Genomic DNA, 12,885 nt, shown 5'->3' on the forward strand with positions numbered 1-12,885 from the left:
GGGCACACTTCGCCAATAAGTTGGCTATAGACCATTGTTGTTGCCCGCATGTGGCTATTTTTTCAGGAAAATTAATATGACCGACAAAAACGACGTAATTGACGACGATGAAGAAGAGTTCGCCGAGTCTACCTTAATCCAGGCCATCGAAAACCAGATCGAAAGCGATATTCCACCGGCTGCCAAAGCGACTTTCAACAAGCTCACATTAGTCGGCTATGAGCGCGAAGAGATTCTGCAATTGATGGCCCATGTGCTCGCAGTAGAGATTGACGCCCTACTTGAAGAAGATCGCCCGTTCAATACTGAGTGGTATGAGCAGGCGCTGCGGGCGCTTCCAACGCTGCCTCCTGAATCCAAATGACCTGCGGTTAAAGTTCTGCTGCAAAAATAGCGCACCCTGTCTACACTGCAAAAGCCCCGCTGCCGTATCACCTCCGGGGCTGTCGCGCCACGCCGGCATTCTGGGTCCTAAAGAGCTCAATAAGCGCAGGACAGCTCGTTCCTGTACCTTGACTCAAGACAGACCCCCAACACCAGAGCGGCGCATCACTGGAAATGTCTGGAGTGTCTATGTCGTATACCCCTGAGTTGGTTGCCGAACTGGAAATCCTCGCACTGTTCAATCTGGGCAATACCCTTGAGGGCCTCAAAGTCCACCACATAGCAGCTCCCAAAGCGATTGCAGCCGCACAGCGCTTGTTTGATAAGGGACTGATTACTCAGTTCGATGGTGGCTACCTGACCAGTTTGGGTCTAGAAGCTGCCGAGCACGTCCAATCACTTCTGACCATCCTCAATGTCACCGAAACCGCCTGAGTAACCTCGCCGGGCTCGCGGGAATTCACCTTCCAAACAGGTCTCGCGAGCCATTCTTTCAGGCCTTCACTTTTTAAACCGGCTGCCGATATTATTTTGGCGTCAACTATTCAGTCAGCTAAAAAGTACCCGTTCGTTAGCTGCAAGCTCTCGCCGCCTTGAACACTCTTTTGAACCTCGTCTGCCGGTTAGCTGCGATGACGCGTACCTTTGAAATCCGCCCCGACCTGAATGAAGGCATCGACCGCAAGGTTCTCAGCCAACTTCGCAATCGGTTTCTGACCGTCAACGATGGGCGGCTGGGCCGTGCCATAGAAGGTCTGTCAACACGCCAACAAGCGGTATTGACCCTATTGCCGCTGTTCTTTCACGTTAATCATCCCCTATTACCGGGCTATGTTTCCGGCAGTACGCCCGCAGGGGTTTCTGGCTATGACCCTAACGCTCAGGCGCTGGCTGAAGCGCAACGATTGACCCGATCCTTCTCCTACAAGCAACGCCACGGTAATCCACCGCAACCGATTCACGGTCTGTATCTAATGGGTAGTCTCGGCACCTTAGCCCAGGCCGAGCAGAGCGATATGGACGTTTGGGTCTGCCATGACTCGCTGCTGAGCTCAGGCGCCATCGTCCAATTGCGCCAGAAATGCGAAGCGCTGGAAAGCTGGGCCCTTAGCCAAGGCGCTGAAGCGCATTTTTTCCTCATCGACCCGAAACGGTTTGTGCTGGGTGAGCGCGATGCACAATTGAGCTCAGAGGATTGCGGCACCACTCAACACTACTTGCTGCTGGATGAGTTTTACCGCACTGCTATCTGGCTGGCTGGCCGCACACCGCTGTGGTGGTTGGTACCTACCTATGAAGAACAGCATTACGGTCAATACACCCATACGCTGATCTCCAAGCGTTTCATTCGTGCGGATGAAATTCTCGATCTCGGTCATCTGGCGCATATCCCGCCCGGCGAGTTCATCGGCGCAGGACTCTGGCAACTGTTCAAGGGCATCGAATCGCCCTACAAGTCGGTTCTGAAACTTCTGCTGACAGAGGTATATGCCAGCGAGCAGCCGCACGTGCAATGCCTGAGTTTGCGCTTCAAACACGCGGTGTTTGCCGATGCGCTGAATCTCGATGAGTTGGACCCGTACATGATGGTTTACCGGCGCATTGAGGAGTACCTCAACGCCCGAGGCGAGACGGAGCGTCTGGAACTGGTGCGGCGCAGCCTTTATCTGAAGGTCAATAAAAAGCTCACCGGCTCGCCACGGCAGCGCACCACCAGTTGGCAGCGCTTGCTGCTGGAACGTCTGACCAAGGAATGGAAGTGGGACGAACGACAGCTCGCGCTGCTCGACAGCCGCAGCCAGTGGAAAGTGAGACAAGTCGCCACCGAACGCCGAGCGCTGGTCAACGAGCTGAACCACAGCTATCGATTCCTCACCGAGTTTGCCCGCAAGCAAAAAGCCGTCAGCCTGATCAACAAACGTGACCTGAATGTGCTCGGGCGACGCCTTTATGCAGCGTTCGAGCGCAAGGCCGGCAAAGTTGAGTTCATCAATCCAGGAATCGCGCCGGATTTGGCAGAAGACACACTGACCCTGGTGCAATCGCCGAATAAACGTGAACCCGGCAAAACTCAGTGGGCGCTCTACAACGGCAGCCTTGGCGCGCACGAGTGTGAGCACTTTTCACCGATCAAGCGCAGCCGGGAATTGCTCGAATTGCTGACGTGGTGTCACCGCAACAACGTGATCGACCCCACCACGCGCCTGGCACTGCACCCTGGCACCAGCGATTTAACCGAATTGGAGCTGTTCAACCTGATCGGCAGCCTGCAACAGGCTATTCCCCTGCCCCTTACCGCCATCAGCGAGGAGCATTTGCTGCGACCCAGCGTGCCGAGCGAGGTGTTGCTATTGGTTAATGTCGGCGTCGATCCGCTCAAGCATCATCGCGACCTGAACATTCTGATGACCACCGAGCGTACTGACTCGCTGAGTTACGCCGGGGTTCGCGAGAATTTGGTACTGACCTTCGACCAAATCACGCTTAACAGTTGGAACGAAATACTGGTCAATCGGTATGACGGGCCCCACGCCTTGCTAGACTGCCTAAGCAATGTACTAAGCAACCTGCCGGAGGGTGTGCAGCAGCCGCGAATAAGCGTGCGTTGCTTCTGCCATAACCGCGCACCCGCCATCGCTCTTCGGGTCGAAGAGCTGGTGAAAACCGCACAACTATTGTTGGTTCGACGGTTGAACCACCGCTACCTCATTCAGGTCCAGCAGCAATACCACGTACTGGAAATAATTCCCGGGCAGGTCAACCATGTACCGCTGCCCAGCTTTCCAGCGTTACTGGACTATTTGAGTGAAGAGCTGCCCAGTTACAGCCCATTGCATCTAGACGCGTATGCGTTGCACGACCATGACTTGGCGATGATTCTGCCTCATGGCCAGCCCGAATGTATTCAAGTGTTCTACCGAATCAGCGAATCCCACGCTGACGTTTATGTGCTCGACGAATATAACGCCCTATGGCACCAGCGGTTGCCGTACTTTGACGAGCCGAGTCTGTTAATGCCGTTGCAACGCTTCTTCCAGTCGCTAGTCTTTCGACGCGGCGCGTTGTTATCGCTGGATAATCCGCTGTTACCTTTAGCGCTGGAAACGTTGTACTACCAATTAATGCCCAGCGGTCCAGGTCGCGCCCGACGCATCGAACCCCGCTTAGCGCCAGCGACGCCCGCCGACAAACCGTTTTATGAGGTGCAGGCGATCATCGAAGAAGCCACCCAGGGGCAAGTAAGCGTCACCTTGTACTGCAATCAGCGAGAGTTCTCGGAGCTGGAATATGGCAAGCAATTATTCGCCGTCGTCGCAGAGCAAATCCTGCGACAGCGCAGCGAAGGCGAACGCTATCGCTGCTACATCACCGACCTCGACCTTTCCGGACTGCTGGGTGATACGCGCGGGCAAAGCATTTTATTTCTGCGCTACAAGGCCGATCTGGAAAGATCGCTAAACAGCGCAATGGACGCGGTTTGAGAGCGCTGTGTTTCGGGCAGGGCGCTTCGCCAACTCAACGGTGAGCAGCAATAATTCGATCCCATAGCCTGATCTGAACCCCCGACAGGGCACTGAATCCGAATTATTCGAAACGTCGCTCAACATCCAGCTTGCGCTGCTCGGCAGTTGCGCGAATGTGTCGGCGGCGATTGTCGTCCGCCGAGCGCCATTCGCGGATGTCTTCCACATGCCGCCAGCAACCGGTGCAGACTTTGTTTTCATCAAGCCGACAAATACTGATGCACGGCGAAGGCACAGCGGGGCTGACGTTGCTAAAAAGCGGTTTAGCCGGTTTGACCGGTGTGGGGTTACTCACGATTAAATCTCGTCGAAATCCAGCTCAACACCACCTTGCTGCAAGCAAAGACGATGGAGCATTTCACTGAGCAGCTCTTCACTGGTATCGCACGCCCAACGCTTCTCTTCTTCGTCGTAGTCGAAATGGAAACCACCTGTTTTCGCAGCCAACCACAACTGGCGCAGCGGTTCTTGGCGGCTGAAGATGAGCTGAGTGCCGTTTTCGAACTTCACGGTCAGCACGCCGGCCGAGTTTTCCAGGTCCAGATCCATATCACTTTCATCGAAAACATCCTCCAGCGCTTGCTGGGTGGCGTCGACCAGGTCGTGAAAGCGGGCTTCAGTCAAACTCATTACAGGAACCTCAAAAAGTGTCTACCAACGCGCAGCGACGCAAGATACGGTCGCTTTAAGACAAATGCAAAACATACCCGCCAAGAGCAGGCAGCTACGTCGATAGCGCGACCATGCCAGTCCAAGCCCCTTGCTTTCATTTGGAGCCCCGTCGGACGGGGCGTCCCCTACATAGGCAAGGCGCTGGGTGGTCGGTATACTCGGACGCAATTAATGCTTTTACAAAGGATTTCGCCATGAAGCGCCTGATCTCGTCCATTGCTGCGCTCCTCGCGGTCGCCTGTCTGGTCTCTGCCTGTGGTCAAAAAGGGCCGTTGTATATGCCTGATGACAGCCAAAACCCTGATGACCAAGCCAAATCGTCGCAATCAAGTTCGCACAAGCACTCTTCTTACTAGGGAACACCCATGGACGCCTTCAACTACCGCGACGGTGAGCTGTTCGCGGAGGGTGTAGCGTTGTCTGCCATTGCCGAACGCTTCGGCACGCCGACTTACGTTTACTCCCGCGCGCACATCGAAGCGCAATACACCGCGTACACCGACGCATTGAGCGGCTTGCCCCACTTGGTGTGCTTCGCGGTGAAAGCCAACTCCAACCTGGGTGTACTCAATGTCCTGGCGCGCCTTGGCGCTGGTTTCGACATCGTGTCCATCGGCGAGTTGGAGCGTGTGTTAGCCGCTGGCGGTAGCCCTGACAGAGTTGTATTTTCCGGCGTTGGCAAAACTCGCCAAGACATGCGTCGAGCCTTGGAAGTTGGCGTTCACTGCTTCAACGTTGAATCCACTGACGAACTCGAACGCCTGCAAGTTATTGCCGCCGAATTAGGTGTTCGTGCGCCAATATCGCTGCGCGTGAACCCGGACGTCGATGCTGGCACGCATCCTTATATCTCCACCGGCCTCAAAGAAAACAAATTCGGCATCGCCATCGCTGAGGCCGAAGACGTTTATCTACGTGCAGCGCAACTGCCAAACCTTGAAATCATCGGTGTCGATTGTCACATCGGTTCGCAATTGACCAGCCTGCCACCTTTTATTGATGCGCTGGATCGCTTGCTGGCACTGATCGACCGCCTCGGCGAATGCGGGATACATTTGCACCACGTTGATCTCGGCGGCGGATTGGGTGTTCGCTATCGTGACGAAGAGCCCCCATTGGCCAGCGAATATATTGCTGCCGTGCGCGAGCGCCTTGACGGTCGCGACTTGGCGCTCGTATTCGAGCCCGGCCGCTTTATCGTAGCCAATGCTGGCGTGCTGCTGACACAAGTGGAATACCTCAAGCACACCGAGCACAAGGATTTCGCCATTGTCGATGCGGCGATGAACGATTTGATTCGCCCGGCGCTGTATCAAGCCTGGATGAACGTAACTGCCGTACGCCCCCGCGATACACAGTTGCGAACCTACGACATCGTCGGACCGATCTGCGAAACCGGTGACTTCCTGGCCAAGGGCCGCGATTTAGCGCTGGTTGAAGGTGATCTGCTGGCGGTGCATTCGGCAGGCGCCTATGGTTTTGTCATGAGCTCCAACTACAACACCCGTGGCCGTACCGCTGAGGTATTGGTTGATGGCAGCGAAGCATTTGAAGTGCGCCGCCGCGAAACCGTGGCAGAGCTGTTTGCTGGCGAAAGCCTGCTGCCGGAGTAACCCATGCTGCTGCGTTTTACCAAGATGCACGGCCTAGGCAACGACTTCATGGTTTTGGACCTTGTTAGTCAGCACGCGCATATTTTGCCCAAGCACGCCAAACAATGGGGTGATCGTCACACCGGGATCGGATTTGATCAGCTTTTGCTGGTCGAAGCGCCAAGTAATCCCGACGTGGACTTTCGCTACAGAATCTTTAATTCCGACGGCTCCGAGGTCGAGCAATGTGGCAACGGCGCACGCTGTTTTGCCCGTTTCGTGCTGGACAAACGCCTAACCGCCAAACGGCAGATTCGCGTCGAAACCAAAGGCGGGATCATTGAGCTCGATATCCGCAGCGACGGACAGATCAGCGTCGACATGGGCCCACCCAGGTTGATTCCGGAGCAGATCCCGTTTCAGGCAGCCGAGCAGGCGCTGAACTATGCGGTTGAAGTCGATGGTCAAAACATTGAGCTTGCCGCAGTATCGATGGGCAATCCGCATGCGGTGTTGCGTGTTGATGACATCAATAACGCCCCCGTGCAGGTGCTGGGACCAAAGCTGGAACATCATCCGCGCTTCCCTGCTCGGGTCAACGTCGGCTTCTTGCACGTGGTTGATCGCCAACGCGCGCAATTGCGTGTCTGGGAACGCGGTGCAGGGGAAACACAGGCCTGTGGAACTGGCGCTTGCGCAGCAGCGGTGGCGGCCATCACTCAAGGATGGATGGATTCGCCCCTGCTGATCGACCTGCCTGGCGGGCGCCTGTCCATTGAATGGGAAGGCCCAGGCCACTCCGTGAAAATGACGGGACCGGCCGTGCGGGTTTACGAAGGACAGGTTCGTCTATGAGTGAGCAAATTCGATGACCGATCAGCCTCAGAATTCAGCTGGGAAGCCCAGTAAAGCCGCTACCGAAGGTGCAGTGCCAGCCTTGGAAGCGCAGGCCATAGCCGCGTATTTGCAGCAACACCCAGAGTTTTTCGTGGACCACGAAGAACTGCTGACAACCCTGCGCCTCCCGCATCAGCGTGGCGATACGGTGTCACTGGTTGAGCGTCAGCTCAAGCTGCTGCGTGATCGCAACATCGAAATGCGCCACCGCCTTTCGCAATTGATGGACGTTGCGCGGGACAACGATCGGCTGTTCGAAAAAACTCGTCGCCTGATGCTGGCGTTAATAGACGCTACCAGCTTGGAGGAGGTGGTCATCGCCGTTGAGGACAGCTTACGCCAAGAGTTTCAGGTGCCTTTCGTCAGTCTGATCCTGTTCAGCGAAAAGCCTATGACGGTCGGACGCTGGGTTAGCGCGGACGAAGCACAGAAATCTATCGGCGGACTGATTTCAGATGACAAGATCGTTTGTGGGGCGTTGCGTGAGCATGAACTGTCGTTTTTATACGGCGCAGATCAAGGCGTCCAAGTCGGCTCCAGCGCAGTCGTAGCCCTGACCCATCAAGGCCTGCACGGCGTACTGGCGATCGGCAGCCGCGATCCTCAGTATTACAAAAGCTCGGTCGGCACTTTATTCCTCAGCTACATCGCTGAAGTATTGGGCAGAGTATTGCCACGCTTCGCTCAACCTCCTCGCCCGGTTTACTAACTGTGGAAAGACAACTGAACGCTTATTGCATGCACCTGCGCAGCGAGCGTCAGGTGTCACCGCATACGCTGGAGGCCTACCGTCGAGACTTGAATAAAGTGCTGGCCTTCTGCGAGAAACAAGACGTGAACAACTGGTCAGCGCTGGACACTCAGCACCTGCGCAGCTTGATTGCTCGCTTGCACCAGCAGGGTCAATCATCGCGCAGCTTGGCGCGCTTGCTATCGGCGGTTCGCGGTTTGTATCACTATTTAAATCGCGAAGGGCTGTGTAATCACGACCCCGCCAATGGCTTGTCGCCGCCCAAAGGTGAGCGCCGCTTGCCGAAGACCCTTGACGCCGACCGCGCGCTGCAATTACTCGACGGCGCGGTCGAGGACGATTTTCTGGCCCATCGTGATCAAGCCATCCTGGAGCTGTTCTATTCTTCGGGTCTTCGCCTATCCGAGCTGACCGGGCTCAATCTGGAGCAATTGGACTTGAGTGACGGCCTGATTCAAGTTCTTGGAAAAGGGAGCAAAACCCGGGTGCTTCCGGTGGGTAAAAAAGCTCGCGAAGCCTTGGAAATCTGGCTGCCATTACGCGCTTTGGCTAATCCGCAGGATGACGCGGTGTTTATCAGCCAACAGGGGCGACGCTTGGGTCCGCGAGCTATTCAAGTGCGCGTGAAAGCTGCAGGCATACGCGAATTGGGGCAGAACCTGCACCCGCACATGCTTCGCCATTCGTTCGCCAGCCACCTACTCGAATCTTCGCAGGATCTACGTGCGGTTCAAGAGTTGCTCGGACACGCCGACATCACTACTACCCAGATCTACACACATTTGGACTTCCAGCACCTGGCAACGGTCTACGACAGTGCCCATCCCCGGGCCAAACGCTTAAAGGGCTCTGACCATGATTAAGCTGGTTACTTTCGATCTTGATGACACCTTGTGGGACACCGCCCCGGTGATCGTTAGCGCCGAAGCTGTGCTGCGAGACTGGTTGGCCGAACACGCACCAAACCTGGGAGCGGTTCCGGTTGAGCATCTGTGGGCAATCCGCACACGGTTAGTCGAGGTTGACCCGTCATTCAAGCACCGGATCAGTGCACTGCGCCGCCAAGTGTTGTTTCATGCATTGGAAGATGCCGGGTATCCCCATGATCAAGCACAGGGTCTCGCCGATAAAAGCTTTGAAGTTTTTCTGCACGCGCGGCATCAGATCGAGATCTTTCCTGAGGTTCAGCCAACCTTGGAAATCCTTGCTAAAACCTACACGCTAGGGGTTTTGACTAATGGCAACGCCGACGTCAGGCGTTTGGGGCTTGCGGATTATTTCGCCTTCGCACTGAGCGCAGAAGAAATTGGCATCGGTAAACCCGACCCTGCTCCATTTCTGGAAGCGTTAAAGCGCGGACGTGTCGATGCCAACGCTGCCGTACATATCGGCGATCATCCGGGGGACGATATTGCCGGTGCACAGCAAGCAGGCTTTCGTGCAATCTGGTTCAACCCAACGGGTAAACCGTGGGAAGCCGATGACCATCCTGATGCGGAAATCAAAAGCCTGACCGAATTGCCAGAGCTTTTGAAACGCTGGCATTAGATTAACTTGGCAGAATCGCCGTCAAGAAAAAGCCCGCAACGACAGCGGGCTTTTTCTCAACGGCAACTGCAACCAATGCCTAAATAGGCCGGCTACCGTACTTGTTATCAGGCTTCTTCGGCGGATCGGCGACCACATTGGCCTCCACTTCCTGCACGGTGCCGCCTTTGGCCAGGAACTCTTCCATTGCGCGAGCCAAGGCATCACGCTCTTTGTTCTTGGCTTCTACGCTGGGCAGCTCATCAACTGCAGCAGCAGCCTTGGCTTTGCCCTTAGGTAGAGCCGGAGCACCGTCTGGGCTATCGTCAACCTCAGGGCCGTCCTCTTCACCACCAGCAACGGCCAGTTCCTCACCGCCTTCTTCGTCTTCCAGATCGTCTACCAAATCGTTGTCGTCGTCGCTCATGTTCTACCTCATGACTTGCGAAAGCAGATTAGTTATAGCCCAGCTACACCAACTTTCGAGGGTCGCCAGAAAAAATTCAACATCCGCTGACAATCAGCGGTCATCCCCATCACCTTGCAGGGTGACAAGAACTCTGCGAGCACCACCTACATCACGATGCTCACCCAAATAAACACCTTGCCAGGTGCCCAACGCCAAACGCCCTGCCGTAATTGGCAAACTCAATTGGCAGCCAAGCAAGCTGGCCTTGAAGTGCGCAGGCAGATCATCGGGTCCTTCGTCGTGATGTTCGTATCCGTCCATTCCCTGAGGCACCAGACGGCTGAAAAAACGTTCGAAGTCACGACGCACGGCCGGATCGGCATTCTCGTTAACGGTCAACGAGGCCGAGGTATGCTGCAGCCACAAATGCAATAGCCCGACTCGACAACTGCGCAGTTCAGGCAAACCTGCCAGTATCTCGTCGGTCACGAGATGAAAGCCGCGAGGCCTTGCTCGCAACGTAATCAGCGTCTGTTGCCACATACAATTCTCCACGCTTCGGCGCGCATTCTAACGCGCTGGCAAAAAAAACAAAGCGCGTTATAAGCCACGTTAGCTGTAAGCCATAGTCCAGAAGCGAGCTACGCTCGCGACCGTACCTACATCGACAAAACTCAGACAAAAAAATGCCCGGTTACCCGGGCATTATTTTTGTGCTCGCTTACAAGTTGTAGCCACGCTCGTTGTGAAGTGCAAGGTCAAGGCCGACAGCCTCTTCTTCTTCGGTGACACGCAGGCCCATGACCGCGTCAACCACCTTGAGAATGATAAATGTCGCAATCGCCGTGTAGATAATCGTGAACCCTACGCCTTTGCATTGAATCCAGACTTGTGCCGCGATGTCAGTCACAGTGCCGAAGCCGCCCATGGCAGGTGCTGCGAACACACCGGTCAAAATCGCGCCGAGGATACCGCCGATACCATGTACACCGAAGGCGTCCAGGGAGTCATCGTAGCCCAGTTTGCGTTTCAAGCTAGTAGCGCAGAAGAAGCAGACCACGCCCGCTGCCAAACCGATAACCAACGAGCCCATCGGGCCGACAGTACCGGCTGCAGGAGTAATGGCAACCAGACCGGCAACCACACCCGAAGCGATGCCCAAGGCACTTGGCTTACCGTGAGTCATCCACTCGGCGAACATCCAGCCCAGCGCAGCAGCAGCGGTAGCAATTTGGGTAACGAGCATTGCCATACCGGCAGTACCGTTGGCCGCAGCAGCGGAGCCGGCGTTGAAACCGAACCAGCCAACCCACAACATGGCGGCACCCATCAATGTGTAACCGAGGTTATGCGGGGCCATCGGTGTAGCTGGGTAGCCTTTACGCTTGCCCAGTACCAGACAGGCAACCAGACCAGCAACACCGGCGTTGATGTGAACCACGGTGCCACCAGCGAAGTCGAGAACACCCCAATCGCCCAACAGTGCGCCCGGACCGCTCCAGACCATGTGCGCAATCGGCGCATACACGAAGGTGAACCAAAGGGTCATGAAGACCAGCATTGAAGAGAACTTCATGCGATCAGCAAATGCACCGACGATCAACGCCGGGGTGATGATGGCGAAAGTCATCTGGTAGGTAACAAACACCGCCTCAGGGAACAGCGCGGTTGGGCCAGTGATGCTTGCTGGCGTGATACCTGCGAGGAACGCTTTGCCGAAGCTGCCTATAAATGAGTAGTAATTAACGACGTTTACTTCCATGCCCGTTGTGTCGAACGCGATGCTGTAGCCATAAATGACCCACAGGATGCTGATCAGACCGGTAATGGCGAAGCACTGCATCATTATTGCGAGAATGTTTTTGGACCGAACCATGCCACCGTAGAACAGCGCCAGACCGGGGATGGTCATAAACAACACCAACGCTGTCGAGGTCAACATCCACGACGTATCGCCGGAATTGAGCACTGGAGCGACAACGGGCACCGGGTCAGCCGCCAGGGTCAGACCAGGTATTAAAAGGGACAACAGGGCTCCTAGCCCTGCGAATTGACGCAGAGTCATATTGTTTTACTCCTGGGGCGATGGGGGTTGGCGGCTTAGATTGCGTCGGTATCGGTTTCGCCGGTACGGATGCGAATAGCCTGTTCCAGATTAACCACGAAGATCTTCCCGTCACCAATCTTGCCGGTGTTGGCTGCTTTGGTTATCGCCTCGATAACCCGGTCCAGATCCTTATCATCTATAGCGACATCGATTTTTACTTTAGGCAGGAAGTCGACTACGTATTCCGCACCGCGATACAACTCGGTGTGACCCTTCTGCCGACCGAAGCCTTTCACTTCAGTGACGGTGATGCCCTGCACGCCGATTTCGGACAGCGACTCGCGCACATCGTCCAACTTGAACGGCTTAATGATTGCAGTGACTAGTTTCATGAAACTTTCTCCCGAATTGGTGGACTTGCCCCAGGAAAACAAACCCGACTCAAGTCTAAGCGCAGTGCTTGGCTTTGTAACCCGTCGGTCGTCTCATACGAGCCCGACTCCCAAAAAAACTGCTTCCGACGAAACTCTTCCCTGCTTCGCCTTCCGCACTCCATCGTCACAGTGACGGCATCAGTGCATGGGTTATAAGCCACTAAGCAGAAAGCTTGCCATCTTGTGTAAAACCGCTGATATCAATGTTTTTAAGGATAATCCCCGCGCCTCCAGATAAGCACTTCATCTAACACGCACACAAACAGTGCGTTCGTGCCCGTCGGTACGCACAATAACCGTGCAGTGCAACAGGGCTGGATTGACTATAGACGCTGCGTGATACACTGCCGCGCATCTGTTTATGGAAACTTGACCATGCTCGCACCCAAAGCCTTCCTCGATGCCTTGAGCGGCCACGCCTCACGTTTGTTCAATGGCGAAACACCGGTTCCACGTACAGAATTCGAAAGTCAGTTCAAAACCCTAATACAAAGCGGGTTTAGCAAACTGGACCTGGTCAGCCGTGAAGAATTTGATAGCCAGATGGCCGTACTTGCCCGAACCCGCGCTCGTCTAGAAGCGCTGGAATCGAAAGTGGCCGAGATGGAAGCACGATTGGCTCCGTCGGCTGAGTGACACGCCCTGAAG

16 protein-coding genes are annotated in these 12,885 nt (G+C 55.4%); 10 read left to right on the plus strand and 6 right to left on the minus strand.

Features of this window, described 5'->3' with window-relative positions; all coding sequences use genetic code 11:
• Window positions 1-76: 76 nt before the first annotated feature.
• From QN378_RS16900 to QN378_RS16910, 3 genes are all read left to right on the plus strand, one after another.
• Complete coding sequence (locus QN378_RS16900) at window positions 77-364, plus strand: hypothetical protein (protein WP_322206191.1); 288 nt, start codon at window positions 77-79, stop codon at window positions 362-364.
• A gap of 209 nt (window positions 365-573) precedes the next feature.
• The gene (locus tag QN378_RS16905; protein ID WP_322206190.1) at window positions 574-819 is read left to right on the plus strand and encodes a TIGR02647 family protein; all 246 of its coding nucleotides are present in this window, start codon (window positions 574-576) and stop codon (window positions 817-819) included.
• A gap of 197 nt (window positions 820-1,016) precedes the next feature.
• Window positions 1,017-3,866, plus strand: coding sequence for a class I adenylate cyclase (locus QN378_RS16910; RefSeq protein WP_323548409.1), 2,850 nt, complete (start codon window positions 1,017-1,019; stop codon window positions 3,864-3,866).
• Window positions 3,867-3,969: 103 nt separating this feature from the next.
• Here QN378_RS16910 and QN378_RS16915 read toward each other — a convergent pair whose 3' ends face one another.
• Entirely contained in the window at window positions 3,970-4,203 is a 234-nt protein-coding gene (locus tag QN378_RS16915) for a DUF1289 domain-containing protein (RefSeq protein ID WP_322206188.1), read from the minus strand.
• Window positions 4,204-4,205: 2 nt separating this feature from the next.
• Window positions 4,206-4,538: an iron donor protein CyaY gene (gene cyaY, locus QN378_RS16920; protein WP_322206187.1), complete on the minus strand. Its 333-nt coding sequence runs from the start codon at window positions 4,536-4,538 to the stop codon at window positions 4,206-4,208.
• Window positions 4,539-4,774: 236 nt separating this feature from the next.
• Between cyaY and lptM the strand changes: the two genes are divergently transcribed.
• Genes lptM through QN378_RS16950 form a run of 6 tightly spaced genes read left to right on the plus strand, consistent with a single transcriptional unit; the run spans window position 4,775 to window position 9,368 of the window.
• Window positions 4,775-4,936: an LPS translocon maturation chaperone LptM gene (gene lptM, locus QN378_RS16925; protein ID WP_322206186.1), complete on the plus strand. Its 162-nt coding sequence runs from the start codon at window positions 4,775-4,777 to the stop codon at window positions 4,934-4,936.
• A 9-nt stretch (window positions 4,937-4,945) separates the two neighbouring features.
• Complete coding sequence (lysA, locus tag QN378_RS16930) at window positions 4,946-6,193, plus strand: diaminopimelate decarboxylase (protein WP_322206185.1); 1,248 nt, start codon at window positions 4,946-4,948, stop codon at window positions 6,191-6,193.
• Window positions 6,194-6,196: 3 nt separating this feature from the next.
• Window positions 6,197-7,027 (plus strand): diaminopimelate epimerase, encoded by an 831-nt coding sequence (dapF, locus tag QN378_RS16935; RefSeq protein WP_322206184.1) that lies wholly within the window; start codon window positions 6,197-6,199, stop codon window positions 7,025-7,027.
• A 13-nt stretch (window positions 7,028-7,040) separates the two neighbouring features.
• Complete coding sequence (locus QN378_RS16940; protein ID WP_322206183.1) at window positions 7,041-7,778, plus strand: DUF484 family protein; 738 nt, start codon at window positions 7,041-7,043, stop codon at window positions 7,776-7,778.
• A gap of 2 nt (window positions 7,779-7,780) precedes the next feature.
• Window positions 7,781-8,683 (plus strand): tyrosine recombinase XerC, encoded by a 903-nt coding sequence (xerC, locus tag QN378_RS16945; RefSeq protein WP_322206182.1) that lies wholly within the window; start codon window positions 7,781-7,783, stop codon window positions 8,681-8,683.
• On the plus strand, window positions 8,676-9,368 hold the full coding sequence (locus QN378_RS16950) for an HAD family hydrolase (RefSeq protein ID WP_323548412.1): 693 nt from the start codon (window positions 8,676-8,678) through the stop codon (window positions 9,366-9,368). Before xerC ends, QN378_RS16950 begins: the two co-directional genes overlap by 8 nt.
• 79 nt (window positions 9,369-9,447) lie before the next feature.
• On the opposite strand, the gene QN378_RS16955 is transcribed toward QN378_RS16950, so the two are convergent.
• The 4 genes from QN378_RS16955 to glnK form a co-directional block, all read right to left on the minus strand.
• Window positions 9,448-9,774, minus strand: coding sequence for a hypothetical protein (locus QN378_RS16955; RefSeq protein ID WP_322206180.1), 327 nt, complete (start codon window positions 9,772-9,774; stop codon window positions 9,448-9,450).
• 93 nt (window positions 9,775-9,867) lie between these two features.
• Window positions 9,868-10,299 carry a secondary thiamine-phosphate synthase enzyme YjbQ gene (locus QN378_RS16960; protein WP_323548414.1) on the minus strand — a complete coding sequence of 144 codons (432 nt, stop codon included), beginning with the start codon at window positions 10,297-10,299 and terminating at the stop codon, window positions 9,868-9,870.
• 178 nt (window positions 10,300-10,477) lie between these two features.
• Window positions 10,478-11,821 (minus strand): ammonium transporter, encoded by a 1,344-nt coding sequence (locus QN378_RS16965; protein WP_323548415.1) that lies wholly within the window; start codon window positions 11,819-11,821, stop codon window positions 10,478-10,480.
• Window positions 11,822-11,856: 35 nt separating this feature from the next.
• Window positions 11,857-12,195 (minus strand): P-II family nitrogen regulator, encoded by a 339-nt coding sequence (gene glnK, locus QN378_RS16970; RefSeq protein WP_002555808.1) that lies wholly within the window; start codon window positions 12,193-12,195, stop codon window positions 11,857-11,859.
• 417 nt (window positions 12,196-12,612) lie between these two features.
• Here glnK and QN378_RS16975 point away from each other — a divergent pair, with 417 nt between their 5' ends.
• A complete protein-coding gene (locus QN378_RS16975; RefSeq protein ID WP_322206177.1) occupies window positions 12,613-12,873 on the plus strand; it encodes an accessory factor UbiK family protein in 261 nt (86 codons plus the stop codon).
• Window positions 12,874-12,885: the final 12 nt, after the last annotated feature.

Origin of the sequence: Pseudomonas sp. 10S5 (assembly GCF_035019745.1) — a bacterium.
In the GTDB taxonomy this organism is placed as follows: domain Bacteria; phylum Pseudomonadota; class Gammaproteobacteria; order Pseudomonadales; family Pseudomonadaceae; genus Aquipseudomonas.